The 18260-nt window shown below is 65.8% G+C and carries 14 protein-coding genes; 3 read left to right on the plus strand and 11 right to left on the minus strand.

Features of this window, described 5'->3' with window-relative positions; all coding sequences use genetic code 11:
- On the plus strand, window positions 1-414 hold a 414-nt coding region (locus B0W88_RS33570), incomplete at its 5' end, for a hypothetical protein (protein WP_198937813.1).
- 11 nt (window positions 415-425) lie between these two features.
- Here the strand turns inward: B0W88_RS33570 and B0W88_RS10765 are convergent.
- Window positions 426-1766, minus strand: coding sequence for a glycosyltransferase (locus B0W88_RS10765; RefSeq protein ID WP_233151678.1), 1341 nt, complete (start codon window positions 1764-1766; stop codon window positions 426-428).
- Window positions 1767-1795: 29 nt separating this feature from the next.
- Between B0W88_RS10765 and B0W88_RS10770 the strand changes: the two genes are divergently transcribed.
- Both B0W88_RS10770 and B0W88_RS10775 read left to right on the plus strand, forming a co-directional pair.
- The gene (locus tag B0W88_RS10770; RefSeq protein ID WP_233151679.1) at window positions 1796-3502 is read left to right on the plus strand and encodes an asparagine synthetase B; all 1707 of its coding nucleotides are present in this window, start codon (window positions 1796-1798) and stop codon (window positions 3500-3502) included.
- Between the two features lie 9 nt (window positions 3503-3511).
- Window positions 3512-4609: an acyltransferase gene (locus tag B0W88_RS10775; RefSeq protein ID WP_077034661.1), complete on the plus strand. Its 1098-nt coding sequence runs from the start codon at window positions 3512-3514 to the stop codon at window positions 4607-4609.
- On the opposite strand, the gene B0W88_RS10780 is transcribed toward B0W88_RS10775, so the two are convergent.
- Genes B0W88_RS10780 through xrtA form a run of 10 tightly spaced genes read right to left on the minus strand, consistent with a single transcriptional unit; the run spans window position 4610 to window position 18243 of the window.
- Complete coding sequence (locus B0W88_RS10780; RefSeq protein WP_233151680.1) at window positions 4610-5608, minus strand: polysaccharide deacetylase family protein; 999 nt, start codon at window positions 5606-5608, stop codon at window positions 4610-4612.
- A complete protein-coding gene (locus B0W88_RS10785) occupies window positions 5608-6921 on the minus strand; it encodes a putative O-glycosylation ligase, exosortase A system-associated (RefSeq protein WP_077034662.1) in 1314 nt (437 codons plus the stop codon). Before B0W88_RS10785 ends, B0W88_RS10780 begins: the two co-directional genes overlap by 1 nt.
- Window positions 6914-8125: a glycosyltransferase gene (locus B0W88_RS10790; protein WP_144006714.1), complete on the minus strand. Its 1212-nt coding sequence runs from the start codon at window positions 8123-8125 to the stop codon at window positions 6914-6916. Before B0W88_RS10790 ends, B0W88_RS10785 begins: the two co-directional genes overlap by 8 nt.
- Window positions 8122-9402, minus strand: a complete 1281-nt coding sequence (locus tag B0W88_RS10795; protein ID WP_077034663.1) for a glycosyltransferase family 4 protein — start codon at window positions 9400-9402, stop codon at window positions 8122-8124. Before B0W88_RS10795 ends, B0W88_RS10790 begins: the two co-directional genes overlap by 4 nt.
- Complete coding sequence (locus B0W88_RS10800; RefSeq protein ID WP_077034664.1) at window positions 9402-10718, minus strand: nucleotide sugar dehydrogenase; 1317 nt, start codon at window positions 10716-10718, stop codon at window positions 9402-9404. Before B0W88_RS10800 ends, B0W88_RS10795 begins: the two co-directional genes overlap by 1 nt.
- A 42-nt stretch (window positions 10719-10760) precedes the next feature.
- Window positions 10761-12686: an XrtA/PEP-CTERM system amidotransferase gene (locus B0W88_RS10805; protein WP_077034665.1), complete on the minus strand. Its 1926-nt coding sequence runs from the start codon at window positions 12684-12686 to the stop codon at window positions 10761-10763.
- A gap of 2 nt (window positions 12687-12688) precedes the next feature.
- Window positions 12689-13822, minus strand: coding sequence for a TIGR03088 family PEP-CTERM/XrtA system glycosyltransferase (locus tag B0W88_RS10810; RefSeq protein WP_083748711.1), 1134 nt, complete (start codon window positions 13820-13822; stop codon window positions 12689-12691).
- Window positions 13822-15405, minus strand: coding sequence for a polysaccharide deacetylase family protein (locus B0W88_RS10815; RefSeq protein WP_077034666.1), 1584 nt, complete (start codon window positions 15403-15405; stop codon window positions 13822-13824). Before B0W88_RS10815 ends, B0W88_RS10810 begins: the two co-directional genes overlap by 1 nt.
- Window positions 15406-15410: 5 nt before the next feature.
- The gene (locus tag B0W88_RS10820) at window positions 15411-16697 is read right to left on the minus strand and encodes a nucleotide sugar dehydrogenase (RefSeq protein ID WP_077034667.1); all 1287 of its coding nucleotides are present in this window, start codon (window positions 16695-16697) and stop codon (window positions 15411-15413) included.
- 19 nt (window positions 16698-16716) lie between these two features.
- The gene (gene xrtA, locus B0W88_RS10825) at window positions 16717-18243 is read right to left on the minus strand and encodes an exosortase A (RefSeq protein WP_233151681.1); all 1527 of its coding nucleotides are present in this window, start codon (window positions 18241-18243) and stop codon (window positions 16717-16719) included.
- Window positions 18244-18260: the final 17 nt, after the last annotated feature.

Raw genomic sequence — 18260 nt, forward strand, 5'->3', positions numbered from 1 at the left:
ATCAACGACGGTGAGCGCCGCGGCAACAACTGGGGCAAGGGCGGCACCGGCAGCGGCTGGAATGACGGTACCTCCGGCACCTATCCCGACTGGGTGCAGATCACCTTCTCCGGCGTCCAGTCGATCAGCCAGATCAATGTCTACACGCTGGCCGACAACTTCGCCTCGCTGACCGCCGATCCGACCTCCGGCAGCAGTTTCACCAAGTACGGGATCGTCGATTTCCAGGTGCAGTACTGGACCGGCACAGATTGGCAGAACGTGCCCGGCGGCAGCATCACCGGCAACAACCTGGTGCTGCGCAGCGTGAGCTTCGCGCCGATCAACACGGACCGGATCCGCGTCAACATCACGAACGCGCTGTACTGGAACAGCCGTATCGTCGAACTGGAAGCCTGGACGCCCTCTCCGTAAGAGCGAGCGTACTAGGTGCGGACGGCGCTCTCGAGCAATTCGGCCAGTTGCTGCGTGCGCTCGCGGCGCGAGGCCTGCCGGACTGCCGCCGGTGTCGGCAGTTCCGCCTGCCCAGCCCGCCAGGCCCGCACGAGCGGCGGCAGGGCCGCGGCGATAGCCTCGGCCGAGTCGAGCGGCACGATGTCCGGCACGCCGGCGTCCCGCAGCACGCCGGCCGTGTCACCCGCCGGGTCGGTCAGCGCCAGGATCGGCCGGCCGGCACGCAGGTACTCATACAGCTTGGCCGGGATTTGCGCATTGCAATTGCTCGCCTGCATCACCAGCAGCCCGTCGACACTCATCATTTCGGCCAGCGCCTCCCGGTACGACACCGACGGACAGACCTCGATGAACGCCTGTGCGCCGTGCTCCTGCGCCATCGTCCGGAGCATGTCGTCGTGAACAGCGGCGCGGAATCGCACGAGCAGGTCGCCCGGGCTCAGCACGCCGTCGCGCTGCAGGCGGCCGAGAGCCGCAAAAAGCTGGCTCGGGTCACGCTCAGACGGATAGACGATGCCGCTGTGCAGCATCACGAGCGGGCCGCGATGCTCGTCAGCACCAGGCGGCTTCGCGGAAGCGCCGAGAAAACTCTCCTCGTCATAACCGTTCTCGACGACGACCGTCCGCCCGGCCGCCGCTGGATACCGCTGCCGATAGTCCTGCGCAGCGCCCGGCGTGGTGAAGACGCAGTATCGCGCCTGTTCGGACGCCTCGATTTCGATGTCGCGGAAGGCATTCCAGATCAAGGGGTCGGACGGATAGCCTTCCTGCGCCATCGGATCCCGGAAATCGGCCACCCAGGGAATACCGCTCTTTCGATGAAGCCTCGCAGCGATGACGTGGGCGGTGGCGATCGGATAGGTGGACCAGATCAGATCCGGCTTGAATTCGCGAATCAACTGCATGCCCTGCCGCACACCGTCGAAACGCCAGCTGATCCACCGGTCAGGGCGCGCCATCCAGCCGGCATAGCGGCCGAATATCGTCAGGTGCCGCGAGGTATCGAGCGCGAAGGCGCGCCGCACCACCGTACCTTCGGGAATATCGCCCAGCAGATCGTCCGAGGTCTTCACATAGGCGCGGGGATCGGCGCTCAATACCAGCGGCCGCCAGCCGAGGGCGGGGAGATGCTGGGAGAAGCGCAGCGTTCGCTGGATGCCGCTGCTGCCCGCCAGCGGCGGATAGTGGTACGCCACCATCAGAATTCGCTTCAAATCCGCTCCCGCCTCGATGCATTTCGACAGGCCCGGATGATACCCAGCGGCACTGCGCCAAATTGCCGCCAGTACCTCGACGGAGCGGGCAAAAACCATCATTCCCCTCGGGTATATTGCATGCGCCCGTGAGCCCGGCGCGCCCACTGCGCCCTCGCCTTTGCGATATCAACATGATCGATCTCTCCAACAAGAACCTGAGCACGGGCTCGCCTCGCTTCGAAGAAGGCCGCCCGGCTGAATTGGCGCGTGCGCAGGGCAGCGAGGCTGCCTGGCTGCAATTGCTCCGGCAGCATGGCCCGGCAGAGGCTGCCCGGCAGGTCAAGGGTCGCTTTGCCGTAGGCCTGACGACACCGGAAGGCGAGGTCTTCCTGGCCGTCGACCGCTTCGCGGTCGAGCCGATCTGCTATCGCGTCGACGGAGACGTCCTGCGCTTTGCGGCGCGGGCTGACGACCTCGGGCGCCCGGAGGACATTGATCCGCAGGCGATCTTCGACTACCTGTATTTCCATGTGATCCCGGCGCCGCGCACGATCTTCAAGAACGTGTTCCGACTGCCCGCCGGCCATTACGCATCGTTCAGGGACGGGCAATTGACCGTGGCCCCGTACTGGGTCCCGAGCTTCGCGCCGGTGGCACATGCGTCGTTCGAGCACCTGAGCGAGGAATTCCGTGGGATCCTGCGCGACGCCGTTACCGACCAGCTCGACGGCGGCAAGGCCGGCTGCTTTCTGAGTGGCGGCACCGACAGCTCGACGATCAGCGGCATGGCGGCGCAGCTCACCGGCGGCAAGGCGGCCACCTATTCGATCGGCTTTGAGGCCGAGGGCTACGACGAGATGGAGTTCGCGCGCATCGCCGCGCGCCATTTCAAGACCGAGCACCACGAGTACTACGTGACGCCGGCCGATCTGGTACGCAGCGTGCCGGAGGTCGCGGGCTGGTACGACCAGCCCTTCGGCAACTCTTCTGCGCTCCCCGCCTACTACTGCGCTCGCATGGCGCGCGAGGATGGAGTCACCCGCATCCTCGCTGGCGACGGCGGCGACGAGCTGTTCGGCGGCAACACGCGCTATGCCAAACAGAAGGTCTTCGGGGTCTACGACGACCTGCCCGCCCATGGCCTGCTGGAAGGCTTCGCCGACCAGGGCTGGGCGCAGCGCGTGCCGCTCGTCCGCAAGCTTGCCAGTTACGTGAACCAGGCCAAGGTGCCGATGCCGGACCGCATGCACACGTACAACCAGCTCGAACGTCTCGGCGTCGGCGAGGTGCTCAGTGCGCGCTTCCTCGAGAGCGTCGACGCCCTCGAGCCGAGGCGGCATCAGCGCGAGACCTGGCGTCTGGCCAAGTCCGGCGATCTCGTCGACAGCATGCTCGCCTATGACTGGCGCTACACGCTGGCCGACTGCGACCTGCCCAAGGTCTGTGGCACGACGCGCCTGGCCGGACTGGGCGTCGGTTTCCCGATGCTGGACGACCGCCTGCTCGAATTCTCGACACGGCTGCCGGCCAGCTACAAGGTCCGGGGCCTGAGGCTGCGCTGGTTCTTCAAGGAAGCGCTGCGCGGCTTCCTGCCCGACGAGATCATCACGAAGAAGAAACAGGGCTTCGGCCTGCCCTTCGGTGTCTGGGCGCACCGCGACGCCGCGCTGAAGCAGTTGGCGGCCGACTCGCTGGACGGCCTGGTGGCCCGCGGCATCGTGCGCGCCGAGTTCAGCCGCAGCCTGATCACCGAATGGCTGCCGAAGCATCCCGGCTTCTACGGCGAGATGATCTGGATCCTGATGATGCTGGAGCAATGGCTGCGGCGGCATGCGCCGCAGTACCGCGTCTAGCCAGGACCGATGAAGGAACTCAAGGGCCTGACCTCGCTGCGCGGCATTGCCGCGCTGGCCGTCGTGATGCAGCACTTCTCGACGACGGCGCAGGAGCATTGCGACGCGACCATCCCGTCCCTGGTGCCGCACGGCTACATGGCCGTCGACTTCTTCTTCGTCCTCAGCGGCTACATCATGTGCTACACGTATCTGGCCTCGTTCGAGTCCGGGCCGTGGGCCGCCAGCTACGGCTCGTTCCTGAAGAAGCGAGTGATCCGGCTGTTCCCGTTGAACGTGTTCGTCGTCCTGTCGCTGGTGTTGTGCGGTTTCGCGAGTTCGGCCCTTCTGGGGCGCAACATCTTCTTCGGCGCGCTGAGCTATCCCTTCGACCTGCTATGCAACCTGCTGATGCTCCAGGGCCTGGGTATCGGCCGCAACATCAATGGGCCATCCTGGTCGGTCAGCGTCGAGTTCGTGGCCTACATCCTGTTCCCACTGCTTTCAGCCTGCGCATTTGCCAGGCGGCGCTGGTTGACCACCGCAACGCTGATCGTGGCAGTGGGCGGCCTCGTGTCGGTGGCTGCCGGGCTGCCGCGCCTGGCGCTCGCCGCGGACGATCCGCTGGGCGGCGGCGCGCGGTGCCTGACCGAGTTCACGCTCGGTATGTTCGCCTACCGCGCCGCGCAGTCCTCCGGCCGGGCAACGGCCTGGCTGTCGAGCGACCGGGCAGCGTTCGGCGGGCTGGCGGCCTGCATCGCGCTACTGCTGCTGCGGGTCGACCTGCTGGTGGCGCTCTCCTTCCCATTCGTCGTCCTCACGATCGCCTTGAACGAAGGCCGAGCTCAGCGCGTGTTTTCGCGGCCGCTGCCCTACATGCTGGGCACGGTCTCCTACTCGCTATACCTGATCCACAACGCGTTCCGGCCAGCTGAACTGGCCCTCGTCCAGTATCTGCACCCGGAGCGCCTCAGCCGCGCCGAAGCGCTGGGCTTCGCCTTCGTTGGCTCCCTGTCGGTCATTCCGTTCGCCTGGTTGACCTATCACTGCATCGAGCTGCCGGCACGCGAATTCCTTCGCCGCAAACTGGCGCGCCGCGAAGGCCGCGGTCTCGGTCAGCAGGCTTAATTAAGGACTTGGCCCCATGGGCTGCGAGGCCGATGTGATCGTGCCCCCACGGCGTACCAGGTTCTGCACAAGGCGCATTCCGAAGCGCGCGCGCGAACTGTCCCACGGCGTGAAGCGCGGAATCTGGAAGCCGTCGGTGTTGGCATCGGCGGCCCCCCAGGCGGTCGACACGGCAGCATCGAAGCCGAGGTCCTGCGCGATCTGCGCATGCTCGGGCAGGTAGTCCCTGCCAGGCTTGCCGTTGGGGTAAGCGAACAGCCCGATGCGTTCCTTCAGCAGGTCTTGCAGGAACAGCTGGCTCAGTTGCATCTCCCGGCGCGCCTCGGCGGCGGGCAGCGTCGCGAGGATCGGATGCGTCAGCGTATGGGCACCGATCTGCATGCCGGCCTGCCGCATCTGGCGGACCTCGTCGCTGCTCATCATCAGGTGCTCATCGGGGTCAACGCCTGCCGTTTCCGCGATCCGACCGGCCTGCTCGATGCGCTCGCTGATCGGCAGATACTTGATCTTGTCGAGGAGTGCTGCGATCGCCTTGCTGCGCGACTTCGGTCCATTCAGCTCGAATTCACCCAGCCCGTCCAGGTCAAGTCGCGAAGCTCGACAGTGCCGAATCGCCTCGATCACCGTATCGTTCCACATGCGGCCCCCGTCGAGGAAACCGGTGGCGATGAAGAAGGCTGCGGTCAGGCCATGCTTCCTGAGAATCGGCACGGCGATGTGCAGATTGTCTGCATAGCCATCGTCGAAGGTGATGCAGCAGGCGCGCTCTGGCAGGCGCCCGTAGCGGAGTTGCTGAGCGGCCTGGTCGAGCGGCAGCACGTTGAACCATTGCTTGAGCCAGGCGCAGATCTGGTCGAAACGCGCAGCATGCATCTCACCAGGGAAGATCGGGTCCGGCTCCGGAACGACGCGGTGGAAGATGAGGACGCTCAGGCGCGCGCGCGGCCCGGCCGGAGACAGCAGATTCAGCAGCGGCCGGACCGGCATCGGCATCGGCATCAATTCATCGCTCCATTCAGTGCGGCCGCCTTGCCGGCCTTCTGGCGCACGGCCTTCTCGGCCTCCGCGGCCTCCTCCTCCCAGGCCTTGCGTTCCATCCAGCGCCGGCCGAGGACCACGAGCACGAGCACGTTGTACGGCAGGTCGTAGTAGGACAGGCTCAGGAACGCGCCGCCGACCGCGTAGCCGGCCAGGCTCACCTGGCACATCGAGCCGAGGTCCGAAAGCCACTGCGTCGCCGGACGGCTGGCACCCTCGCGGCGCAAGCGGCCTGCCGACAACCAGACCAGCACCCACAGCAGCAGGAACAGGAAGAGCCCGACGAAACCATGCTCGCCCAGCACCATGAAATAGATGCTGTGCGCAGCGTGCACGTCCAACGGGTCGGGCGCGTACATCGAGAACATCGATGGCGTGTAGATCATGAAGCCGCCACCGAAGAAGTGGTGCTTGGCGAGGTTCCAGGCCATCCACCAGGCATTGATGCGGCCCATCGCCGAACCGTCCTGCTCGTAGGTCTTGATCGTGCTCATGCGCTCGGTCCACGAGTCGGGCATGAAGACCACCAGCGCCGCGCCGACGATCAGGAACACGAAGGCGCTGACGAACTTGTTGCTCTTGCCGCGCCACCACATGACCAAGGTCATCGCCGCAATTGCCAGCAGCGCGCCGCGCGACTGGCTGCCCAGCGCCGCCAGTGACATCAGCACCATCGCCAGGCCCAGGCCGCGGCGCCCCCATTTGTGCTGGATCTGCATCTGCAGGAAGCGCATCAGCGGGATCACGATGACGAAGGCCAGGGCGACTTCGTTGTTGCCTTCGATGTAGGTACCTTCAGGTCCCCAGACGCGATAGCTGCCGCCCGTGGCCAGCGTGAAGATGCCGCCCTTGATGCCGTAGAACGCCAGCGAGGCGACCAGCACCCAGGTGAGCGCCATCATCTGCCGCTTCGAATGCAGGACCACCATCGCGACGAGGATCATCAGGTCGATCTTCATCACCCGGTTCCACAACGGCATGCTCTCGTCGAGGAAGAACGAGAACGGCAGCGTGATGCACATCCACAGCATGAACATCATCAGCACGGCCGTCTCGCGCGTGACGAAGAAATTGCGCCGGTCCTTGGTGAGCAGCAGCCCCAGCAGCGTACTGCCCGCCATCGCCGCCGCCACCGGCAGGTTCTTCAGGTTCCAACTCAGCGCATGCGGATTCATGATGCTGACCCAGGTCCATCCGAGCACGCCGATCCAAGGGTGCCGCAGGCCCTGGATGACCGGATAGGCAAGCAGCAGCAGCAAGACCAGGTCACGCATGTACAAACTCCTTGGCGCGGCTTTCGACCAGGCTGCTGAACAGGGCCAGTTGGGCCGCGCTCGTCGCCCGCCAGTCGAAGTCCTCGGCATATCGCCGCACCCGTTCGCGCGCTGGCGGCTGCGCCAGCAACTGGGCGATCGCTGCGGCGAACGCCTCGCCGCTTCGCTCCTGCACGAGCAGGCCCGCAGCGTCGCTCACGATTTCTGGCGAGCCGCCCACCGCCGTCGCGACGACCGGCGTTCCACAGGCCATCGACTCCAGCAGCACATTGGCCCAGCCTTCGCGGCTGGACGCAAGCAGCGATACATCAGCGGCGCTGTACCACTTGAACAGCTCCGTGTTGGGCCGCGAACCGGCCAGCATGACGCGATCCGCTACGCCCAGTTCGCGCGCCCGCGCGAGCAGTCGCCCGCGCTCGGGGCCCTCACCGACGATCACCAACTGTGCCTGGCCGTGCGAAGGTAGCAGCCGCGCCAGTGCCTCGATCAGGAAGACGTGCCCCTTGAGTTCGACAAGGTTGCCGACCGACAGCAGCAGCGGCGCGCCGGCCAGGCCCAGTTCGCGGCGCGCCTGGTCGCGATCCAGCGGCCGGAAGCGTTGCAGATCCACGCCATTGCGCATCATGTGCAGGCGGCCCGCCGCGAAACCAAGGGAGCGCATCACATCGACCAAGGCGGCGCTGACACCGATGCAGGCGGCCGCTCGCGCCGCTGCCCACTGCATCATCCGTCGCGGCAGCGCGAACTTCGAGATCAGGTTCAGGTCGCTGCCGCGCGCAGTGATCGTGAACGGCTTGCCGAAACGCCGTGCGACGATCGCGGCGGCCACGCCGTCCGGATAGAAGTAGTGGGCATCGATGGCATCGAATTCGAAGCCCTCGTCGATCAGTCGCTGCACCGCAGGCATCACGCCGAACGCCATGCCCAGCGGTGCCAGCGTCATGCCGACCTTGGGCAGCAACGCGTAGCGCGGATGCAGCACGTCGATGCCATTGCGGGTCTCGCGCGCGGGCGTGCTGGCGATGCGGGCACGGTCGCCCCATTTCGCCTCGTCGGTACTGAAGAACCATGGCACCGGGGCGACGACCTTGGCCTCCACCTCGCCGGTGGCCAGCAGTTCGCGCAGGCGCGTCTCGACGAAGATGCCGTGGCTTGGGCGGACGCTGCTGGGAAACAGCGAACTGAAGGTCAGCAAGCGGATCATGCGACAGCTTTTTCAACGCCCTCGCCGCACTGCTGCTGCTGCTGCTGCGCCAGGGCCTCCAGGCAGATCTGCTCGAACACGCTGGCCGCCACGCGGTGGCCGAACCGACGTTCGACCAATTCGCGCGCCTGGACTGCGATGCGCTTGCGCCGAGATGCGTCGCCGAGCAGCGCCAGCACCGCCTCGGCCAGTCCCGCAGCGTCGTCGCGGCACAGCCAGTCGCGCTCAGGCTCGGTGTCAAGCCCCTCCATGCCGATCGAAGTCGACACGATCGGACAGCCCATCGCCATGGCCTCGAAGGCCTTGATCCGCGTGCCGCCGCCGACCAGCAGCGGAATCACGAACACCTGCGAGGCCCAGACGTAGGTACGCACGTCATCGACGCGGCCAGTGAAATCGACGTTGCGAGTGGTCTGCTGCGTCAACTGCACCAGCGCCGGCGGCGGCGTGCGGCCGACGACCTTGAACTGGGCGCGCGGCTCCTTCGCGAGCACGCGCGGCCAGACTTCGGTAACGAAGAAGCGGATGCCGTCGATGTTGGGGTCCCAGTCCATCGAGCCGGTGAACACGACCGTCGGCGGCGTCTGCTCGTCGATCTCCGGCATCGGCTTGAAACGGAAGAAGTCCAGGTCCACGCCGGTGGGAATCGCCCGCACGCGGCGCAGGCCGTGCTGCTCGCGGAACTGCCTCGCATCGCGTTCCGAGACGGCGATCACCGTGTCGAAGCCGTGCAGCGCCTCGCGCTCGAATCGCTCCATCTTGCGGAACTGCGAGGACCAGACCAGGCGCCGTGCAGGATCCTTGGCCTGCTCGGCATGGCGGCGGAAGATCTCCGCCTCGACGTTGTGCGTGAAGCACAGACTCGCGACACCGGAAGGCCGCGTCGCCCGCAGCACAGCGGCATGGACGAAATCGAACACGACGACGTCGATGTCCGGCCGCGCCAGCACGCGCTGCACGGCGGCCATGCCGGCCGCGGACTTGTCGACGACGACATTGGCCGGCAGTTCGCCGAGCAGGTCGATCACACGACGCCAGTTCGGCCGGCGAGGTGATGGCGTCCAGGGTACGAACTCGTCGCAGACGCCGGCGATCTCGGCTGCCCAGCCCGCCCGTTGCTCATCGCTGGCCATGCAGACGAGGACGATTTCGAAGGCGCCGCCCTTCAGGCCGCGCAGGATGTTGGTCGTGCGAATGCGCCCGCCCGTGTCATTCGGGAACAGGAACTGCGGCGAGACAAAGGCCAGCCGCGGGCGGCGTTCGGCGACCTGCATCATCACCAGCAGATGCCCTCGTACTCGGCAGCGCCGCTGTCGCGCAGATCGGCGTAGCCGGACAGGTCGATGATGCGCTTGCCTGGCGCCATCGCCGCGATCACCTGGCGCGCCTCGGCATCCGCATGGCCGACAACGATCACCTCCGCGCCATCCAGGGCCGCTTCCGGCGTCTCGCGCAGCAGGCGGTCGAGGTGCGGAATCTCGCGCTCGATGAATTCCTTGTTCTTGCCCAGCAGTTGCGAAAGCTTGACGAACCGGTCGAAGATCGCGATCTCGAACCCCTTGCCCAGCAGTTGCTCGGCCAGCGCCACCAGCGGCGAGTCGCGCATGTCGTCTGTACCTGGCTTGAATGCAAGGCCGAACAGCGCAACCCTCTTTCGGCCGTCGCGGGCGATCAGCCGGTAGGCACCCTTGATGTGCGCCTCGTTGCTGTCCAGAAGGCCGGCCATCGCGGGCACCGGCACTTCCTTGTCACGGGCCAGCGTCAGGAAGCCCTTGACTTCCTTGGGCAGGCAGGAGCCGCCGAAGGCAAAACCTGGCCGCAGGTAAGCCGGCGAGATGTTCAACTGCTTGTCCTGGCAGAAGATCTTCATCACTTCTCGGCCGTCCAGCCCACAGGCCTTCAGCACTGTGCCCGCCTCGTTGGCGAACACGATCTTCATCGCGTGAAAGACGTTGCACAGGTACTTGACCGATTCGGCCACGCGGCAGGACGTGCGCACGAACTCGCCGGGGATGCCCTGATACATCGCCTTCATCGTTTCGTACCCGGCTTCATCGACGCTGCCGACCACAGTCTGCGGCGGCTGGTGAAAATCCTTGACCGAGGAACCTTCGCGCAGGAACTCGGGGTTGAACACCAACGAGAGCCGGTCACCGACCTTACGGCCCGCGGCCTTCTCGAGGATGGGCTGGATGCGATCCTCTGTCGTTCCAGGCTGCACGGTACTGCGCAGCACGATCGTATGCGCGCTGGCCTTCTTCGCCACGACGCGGCCGATCTGAGCGACCACCGCATCCACCGCGCTCAAATCCGGTTCGTAGTTGGCCTTGGACGGCGTGGCGACCGAGATCAGAGTGACGTCCGTATTCAGGATAGCAAACTCGACATCCTGCGTCGCCTGCAACTGGCCGGCCTGCCGGGCGGCGCCGATCAGCTCGTTGATACCCTCCTCGACGACGGGCGATTGGCCGTCGTTGATCATCGCGACCTTCTGCGGGTTCGTGTCCACGCCGATCACCGAATGGCCCAACTCGGGCAGGCACGCGCATGAGACCGCGCCGACGTAACCCAGGCCGAAGACTGATATTTTCACTGCTGTTTCCCTCTTCCGATTGTTCTGTGCGAGACAGGCCGTTCAGGCGGCAAGCGCCTGCTGCGCGTGTGCACTGTCGCCAACGACGTTGCGCAGGAACGCGTCGTACATCAGCAGCGACCACAGCGGCGTGCTGTGGTCGCGCGCGCCGCTCTCGTGCTGCTCGATCAGACGCTCCACCGTCTTGAGGTCGAACCAGCCCGAATCGGCCAGCGGTCCCTCGCGCAGCTGCGCGCGCAGGCGCTGGCGCAACGGGCCGCGGAACCACCTGACCAGCGGCACGGCGAAACCCATCTTCGGGCGATACAGCACATCGTTCGGCAAGTACGGCTCCATCGACTTCTTGAGCATCACCTTGCCCTCGCCTTGGCGCATCTTCAGCGAGGACGGCAGCGTGGCGAGCCACTCGACAATCTTGTGGTCCATCAGCGGCTCGCGCACCTCCAGCGAATGCGCCATGCTGGCGCGGTCGACCTTGGTATTGATGTCGCCAACGAGGTAGGTCTTGGTGTCGATGTACTGGATCAGGGCGAGCGGATCGTCGGTGCCGGCGTTGTCGGCATGGCGCTTGAACACCTCGCGGGCGTTGTAGCCGCCGAGTTGGGCCTTGAACGCATTCGTATAGAGCTGGCTGCGGTCCGCATCGCGGATGAAGGACATGCTGTGGAAGTAGGCCTCGACCGAGTTGCGCGCCAGCGCCTGGAAGGTCGTCTTTGCACGGAACACGCGAGGCGCCCAGTCGGCCTTCGGGTAGAGCTGGCCAAGCGTGCCGAACAGCGGCCGGCGCACACCCAAGGGCAAGGCTGAACGCATGCGCTCTTCCATCAGATGCAACTTGTAGCGGCGGTAGCCACCGAAGGTCTCGTCGCCGCCGTCACCCGAGAGCGCCACCGTCACGTGCTTGCGCGCGAGTTGGCAGACGCGGTAGGTCGGGATGGCCGAACTGTCGGCATAGGGCTCGTCATAGAGACGCGCAAGCGTGTCGACCAGTTCGAAGTCATCGCTGTGCACGGTCTCGACGTGATGGTTCGTGCGGTAGCGGTCGGCCACCATCTGCGCGAACTCGGATTCGTTGAAAGCCGGATCGTCGAAGGCGATCGAGCAGGTATTGACGGCCCCGGCCGACTGCTCCGCCATCATCGCCACCACGGCACTCGAATCGACGCCACCGGACAGGAACGCGCCCAGAGGCACCTCGGCGATCATCCGCAGGCGCACCGATTCCTTCAACCGGGCGACCAGTTCCTCCTGAGCATCCTGCTCACAGATCTTCGCGTCGAGCGTGAAGCGCACGTCCCAGTACGGCCGCGGCTCTCCCACCGGTTCACCGCGGCGGATCAGCAGCGAACATGCCGGCGGCAGCTTCTTCGCCGTGCGGAAGATCGTGCGCGGTTCGGCCACGTAGCCGAGCGCGAAGTACTCCTCGACGGCCAGTGGGTCGATGTCCCTGCGCAGGCCACCGTGGGCCATGACGGACTTGAGCTCCGAACCGAACAGCAGGTGGCCGTTGTCCAGCAGGGCGTAGTACATCGGCTTGACGCCCATGCGGTCCCGCGACATGAACAGCGTCTGCCGGTTGCGGTCCCAGATCGCGAAGGCGAACATGCCGCGCAGCCGCTGCACGCAGTCCTCGCCCCAGGCCTCCCAGGCATGGACGATGCACTCGGTGTCGCTCTTGGTGTGGAAGCGGTAACCCAATGCCTGCAACTCGGTCATCAGCTCCTGGTAGTTGTAGATCTCGCCGTTGAAGACGATGGCCACGGAGCCGTCCTCATTGAACAGCGGTTGCTGGCCGGTAGCGATATCGATGATCGACAGCCGCCGGTGGCCGAAGCCGAGTCCGGGCTCCAGGTGCAGGCTGCCTTCGTCGGGTCCTCGGTGCTGCTGCGAGTCGTTCATCCGCTGCAGTACCGATCGGTCCAGATCGCTCTTGCCGCGGGTATCGAAGATTCCGGTGATTCCACACATGGCTAAAGCCCCTGATAGACGTCTGCATAGCCGGCAACCATGGCCTGAAGGCTGAAATGCTCCACGGCACGGCGGCGCGCCGCGGCACCGTGTTGCAAGCAGCGGTTGGCGTCCGACACGTAATTCTCGATCATCGCAGCCAATGCGCGATCGTCGCCGGCAGCGAAACCCTCGCCAACGACACCCGGGTCCAACAATTCCACATTCCCGCCGACCGCGCTGGCCAGCACAGGCACGCCGCTGGCCATCGCTTCCAGCAGCGTGTTGGAAATACCTTCGTTCAGCGATGGCAGGACGAAGACGTCGAAACCGCGCAGCAGGTCCGCGATGTCGTTCCGCGCGCCGGCGAACCAGGTCTGGCCCTCGATGCCCAATTCGTCGGCGAGGCGGTGCAAGGATTCGCGCATCGGTCCGTCGCCCACGAGGGCCAGACGCAGGCGCCCGCGCCACTCCGGCCAGCGTTCCAGCACCGAGGCGAAAGCCCGCAGCAACGTGGCTTGATCCTTGACCTGCTGCAACCGGCCAACCGTACCGATGACGAACGGGTCCGCCGCCTGCAGTTCGGCCGGCAGCAGGCGATGGGCGCCGGCCTCGGCCGGCCGGAAGCGGCCGACATCCACGCCGTTGTAGATCTGGCGGATCAGTCGTCGCGGCGCACCCCAGCGCTCGGACATCGTGCGCTCGAGATCGCGCGACACCGAAACGAAGCGCTGCACCAGCGGCGCATGGAGCCGGCGCAGCAACGCGGGCTTGCTCGCCTGGCCGCTCAGGTTGTCGACGTCGTAGCCATGCTCGCTATGCACCGTCTTGGCACCGGCCAGCCGGGCCGCCAGCAAGGCGTCGAGCCCAGACAGCCCGCGCGTATGCACGATGTCCGGCCGCAGCTGGCGGAATATCCGCCACAGCCGCCAGCGCAGCCGCCAGGCACCGATCTTCGAGCGGTGCATTGCATGGACCTCGACGCTCGTGTCCTCGATCCGGTCGCGGAAGTCGGAGTAGTCTTCGATGCAGACGACGGCATGCCGGAAGCGATCCTTTGGCATGCGGTTGATCAGGTTCACCACACCGTTTTCCATCCCGCCAATCACGAGGTGGTGGATCACATGAACGATCAGCAGCGGCTTCGTACGGCTCATCACCGCCCCAGGCACTGATAGAGGAACGCGGCGTCGGTGAATTGCCAGTGGATGCCACGGCGCATCACGTTCCAACGGTCGATCGTTCCAATGTTGCTGCCCCCGTAGGCCGCCAGGCAACCTCGGTAGCCGGCCTCGCGGACCAGTTCGCGGCGCTCGTCATTCATCTGGTGCCGCCCGCCGTACGGGTAGGCCAGGATCATCTCCTGCGTACCGAGCTCGCGGTCGATGTCGACGCGCGACTGGCGCAGTTCGTCCCGCACGGTCTCGGCAGACTCGGCCACGCAATCGATGTGGTTGACCGTGTGCGAACCGACCGTGAAGCCCGCCCCTTTCAGTGCGCGGATCTCGTCCCAGCTCATGACCGGGATGGCTGCATTGCCGCGCCGCACATCGTGCGGAAAGCGATGCTCCGTGTCGACGATGCCGGTGGACACATAGAAGGAACAGGGCACGCGGTGACGGCGCAGGATCGGCGCCGCGTTCAGCCAGTTGTCGCGATAGCCGTCGTCGAAGCTCACCGCCACCAGCGGCCGGCGGCTCCGATGCACCTGGTCCATCGACAGTACCTGGTCGATCGACAGCAGTTCGCAGTGGCGGCGCAGCAGCAGCATCTGCCGCTCGAACTGCTCGACGCCGACACTGAGGTTGTCCCGCGCATCGTCGCAGACACGGTGGTACAGCAGCACCGTTACACGCGGTGCTGCGAGGCGCCAGCCCGCGAAGCGATGCCAGGCGAAGGCCAGTCGGGACCAGAGGTTCTTCACGGCAAGCTTCGCCGGCGCCTGACCGGGCGGCTCCATCCGCTTCAGCCTGCGTTTCATCTCGGCCTGCTGCGCCAGCGTCGGCTTGCGCCAGGTGCGACCCTCGCCGCGCTGCGCAATCGGCTCAGGCGCCCTACCCTCCAGCATCGCGATCGCCACCTCGCAGACGAGGTCCACGCCTATCTCGTCCAGCCGCACCTGCAGGCCGCGCGGTGTCGAATAACGCTCGCGCCCGACGCGACCCTCGGCCAGCAGATCTCCCTGGTCAAGCTTCTCGTTGACCCGATGCACGCTGCAGCCAACGCTTGCCTGATCGCTCCAGATCTCCCAGAACGACGGAGGCATGCCGCGAAATTCCGGCAGCTTGCCCTTGTGGAGGTTGATCGTGCCGAAGGCGGGCAGCGTGAACAGCGGCGCTCGCAGGATCGGCGCGGCCAGCGACAGGCCCAGCGCCGGCGCGAATTCGCGGACCATCGCAAGACAGGCTTCGCCGTGAATGTCATCGACGCGGACAATGCGCACATTGCCGCGATCGCGCAGCACCTCGAGCTCGTATTCGCCGCCGGGCGCCTGCGGCCCGGGCCCGGCCGCGGGGGCCGACCGCAGGCGACGGAGAATGTCGCTCACCTGATACGGAATCCAGCGCCAGCCGTTGCGCCGCAGATTCAGCCACTGGCTCTTCAGCAGGCGCTTCGGGGTGCGCTCCGGCGCATGCACGAGCACGAGCCACGACAGGCCGGGCGCGCGATCATCGAGTTCGACGATGTTGCGGCGGACCGTATAGCTCAGGTCGCTCGTGAAGACGACCAGCTTGCGCATCGCGCTCAAAGACGCCAGAGCTTGTACCCGGCGCCGGTCAGCGCCTGTGCGTCGAACGCCGCCTTCACATCGATGAATGCGCCGCCCTTGACCATTTTCTTGCCCAGTTCATCGACACCAAGCGCCGCGTACTCCTTGTGCGCCACGGCCGCCACGATCGCGTCGGCGCGCGGCAATTCGTCGAAGGGCAGCAGGCGCACGCCGTACTCGTGCATGGCTTCCTCGGCGTCGGCCTGGGCGTCGGTCACGAAGACCTCGACGCCGTAGCTCTGCAGCTCGTGGATGATGTCGATGACCTTGGAGTTGCGCAGGTCGCCGCAGTTCTCCTTGAAGGTCAGACCCAGGACGTTGACGCGGGCGCCCTTGATGTAGCTACCGGCCGCGATCATGTGCTTGATCGTCTGCTCGGCGATGAACTTGCCCATGCTGTCGTTGATCCGACGGCCGGCCAGGATCACCTGCGGGTGGTAGCCGAGCATGTCGGCCTTGTGCGTCAGGTAGTACGGGTCCACGCCGATGCAGTGGCCACCGACCAGGCCCGGCTTGAACTTGAGGAAGTTCCACTTGGTGCCGGCGGCTTCCAGTACCTCGGTGGTGTCGATGCCGATCTTGTCGAAGATGATGGCCAGCTCGTTCATCAATGCGATGTTGAGGTCACGCTGGGTGTTCTCGATCACCTTGGCGGCCTCGGCGGCCTTGATGCTGGAGGCGCGATGCACGCCGGGGACGATGATCAGCTCGTAAAGTTTCGCCACCTTCTCGAGCGTCTGCGGCGTGTCGCCCGACACGATCTTCAGGATCTTGGTGAGCGTGTGCTCCTTGTCGCCCGGGTTGATGCGCTCTGGGCTGTAGCCGACGAAGAAGTCCTCCTTCCACTTCAGGCCGGATTCGCGCTCCAGCACCGGGATGCAGACCTCCTCGGTGGCGCCTGGGTAGACGGTCGATTCGTAGACGACGACGGCACCACGCTTCATGTGGCGGCCCACGCTGGTGCTGGAGCCGATCAGAGGACGGAAGTCCGGAGCATGGGCATTGTCAACGGGTGTCGGCACGGCGACGATGATGATGTCGGCCTCGCCGAGCATCTTCGGGTCGTCTGTGTAGACCGCCAGCTTGGCTGCCTGCACCTGTTCGTCGGTCAGCTCGCGCGACGGGTCGGTGCCTCGCTGACAGGCCTCGACCTTCGCGGTCGAGATGTCGAAGCCGATAGTGCGCAGTTGCTTGCCGAACTCGACCACCAGCGGCAGTCCCACATAACCCAGGCCGATCACGGCAACGGTCTTCGTTGTCATCTCGAGAGTCCCTTCCTTCCTATTGCTTGCTCGTTCGATTGTCGCCGAGGCCGGAGCTGCGGGCGCCCTTCAGCCAACTGTCCAACGCGTCGGCGTTGTCACGCAGGAAACCAGTCAAGGCCGGCTCGCCGGCGCCAAGCTCGCCATCTTCCTCGACGTAGACGATGACGGCCGCGCCATCATCACCCCGACCCGAAAGCCGCTCGAGGACACCGTCCGCCTTGGCCCGCAAGTCGCTCGGCGTCCAGTTGCCATTGACCCAGTACGACTGCGCCACGCGCAGCCGCCTGGGCGCGCCGTTGCCGGCCAAGGGGCTGCCGCGCAGCAGTGTGGTGCGAAAACGGCGCTCACCGACCGGCAGCGCGCCATGCTCGACCGCAGCCCAGGTGTGATCGTCCGCATGAACCACGACGTTGTCCGAGCTGATCAGCTTGCTGTCGTAGCTTTGGTTCCGGTAGTAGGCCACGTAGAGGCCGATGCTGCGCTCCTCGCCGCGCCTGTGGAAGCTGCCGTGGAACTCGGCCATAGGTGCGACGAAGGCAGGCACGTAGGCAGTCACCGCCGTCGGGCCAGCCTCCCAACCCCGGCTGCTGAGGTCCGGCCTGGCCAGCACCGGCGGGGCGCTCGGCAGTGCCGAGTTGATTCGCGCTGCAAGCAGCGGTGGCGTGGCAACCAGCAAGGCAAGCAGCACCGGCACTGCAAAAGCGCGGCCGGCGGAGGCGTCGGCATCCCGAGCAGGCGTCGAGGACGGCCCCGAGACGACATCCGGCTCGGCCCAACGCGCACCGATCAGGAACAACGCCAGCATCACGATGCCGAAGAACACCCAGCCGTAGATCAGATGGTCGACGCCGGTGGCGATGCGATTGTCGGACAAGTGGCCCAGCATCACGATCATGTAGGCTCGCATCCAGTTCGCGACCAGCGGCAGGAGCGCAGCCACCCCGATGAAGATCAGGCGACGCTTGAGCTTGCGATAGTTCAGGTATGCAAACAGCGTACCGACCATCACCGAGGCGATCAGGTAGCGGATGCCGCTGCAGGCCTCCACGACGGACCAACTCCCCGACGGAATGACAAACTGCAGGCCCTCGCGGTAGACCGGCACGCCGGTGAGGCGCAGTGCCGCGACGGTGACGTCCGCCGTCCATTCCATCAATTGCGGCATGACGAACTCGCCGGCCGGGACGCAGAAGAACAGGAAGGCGAGCGGAAACGCAATTTGCCAGGCGACCCGCCGGCCCAGCACCGCTGGCACAGCCAGCACCAGGATCGCGACGAAGGCGAACTGGCTCAACACGTTGACGGCCGCCATGTCAGCCACCAGCCACAACAGCGCCATCACCGCGAACGGCAACACGAATAGTGGGGACGGTCCCGGGCGCAGCGCAGTCAGCGCGGCCCGCTGCCGCCAGATCAACCACAGCGCGATCGGAGGCACGACCCACGCATGCGCGAAAGTGCCGGAGCGGTCCCAGATCTCCACCATCGCGAGGCCGGTACGGCCATAGCCGACGATGATCGCGGCCTCGAGCAGCGCCAGCAAGAGCAGCGACCGGCGCC

Origin of the sequence: Pelomonas sp. KK5 (assembly GCF_001984095.1) — a bacterium.
GTDB lineage: Bacteria > Pseudomonadota > Gammaproteobacteria > Burkholderiales > Burkholderiaceae_C > KK5.

What these genes read in the sequence shown, in the direction of transcription:
- B0W88_RS10765 (WP_233151678.1), bottom strand. Translation starts at nt 1,766, where the DNA reads ATGGTTTTTGCCCGCTCCGTCGAGGTACTGGCGGCAATTTGGCGCAGT.
- B0W88_RS10775 (WP_077034661.1), top strand. Translation starts at nt 3,512, where the DNA reads ATGAAGGAACTCAAGGGCCTGACCTCGCTGCGCGGCATTGCCGCGCTG.
- B0W88_RS10780 (WP_233151680.1), bottom strand. Translation starts at nt 5,608, where the DNA reads ATGCCGATGCCGATGCCGGTCCGGCCGCTGCTGAATCTGCTGTCTCCG.
- B0W88_RS10785 (WP_077034662.1), bottom strand. Translation starts at nt 6,921, where the DNA reads ATGCGTGACCTGGTCTTGCTGCTGCTGCTTGCCTATCCGGTCATCCAG.
- B0W88_RS10790 (WP_144006714.1), bottom strand. Translation starts at nt 8,125, where the DNA reads ATGATCCGCTTGCTGACCTTCAGTTCGCTGTTTCCCAGCAGCGTCCGC.
- B0W88_RS10795 (WP_077034663.1), bottom strand. Translation starts at nt 9,402, where the DNA reads ATGATGCAGGTCGCCGAACGCCGCCCGCGGCTGGCCTTTGTCTCGCCG.
- B0W88_RS10805 (WP_077034665.1), bottom strand. Translation starts at nt 12,686, where the DNA reads ATGTGTGGAATCACCGGAATCTTCGATACCCGCGGCAAGAGCGATCTG.
- B0W88_RS10810 (WP_083748711.1), bottom strand. Translation starts at nt 13,822, where the DNA reads ATGAGCCGTACGAAGCCGCTGCTGATCGTTCATGTGATCCACCACCTC.
- B0W88_RS10815 (WP_077034666.1), bottom strand. Translation starts at nt 15,405, where the DNA reads ATGCGCAAGCTGGTCGTCTTCACGAGCGACCTGAGCTATACGGTCCGC.
- B0W88_RS10820 (WP_077034667.1), bottom strand. Translation starts at nt 16,697, where the DNA reads ATGACAACGAAGACCGTTGCCGTGATCGGCCTGGGTTATGTGGGACTG.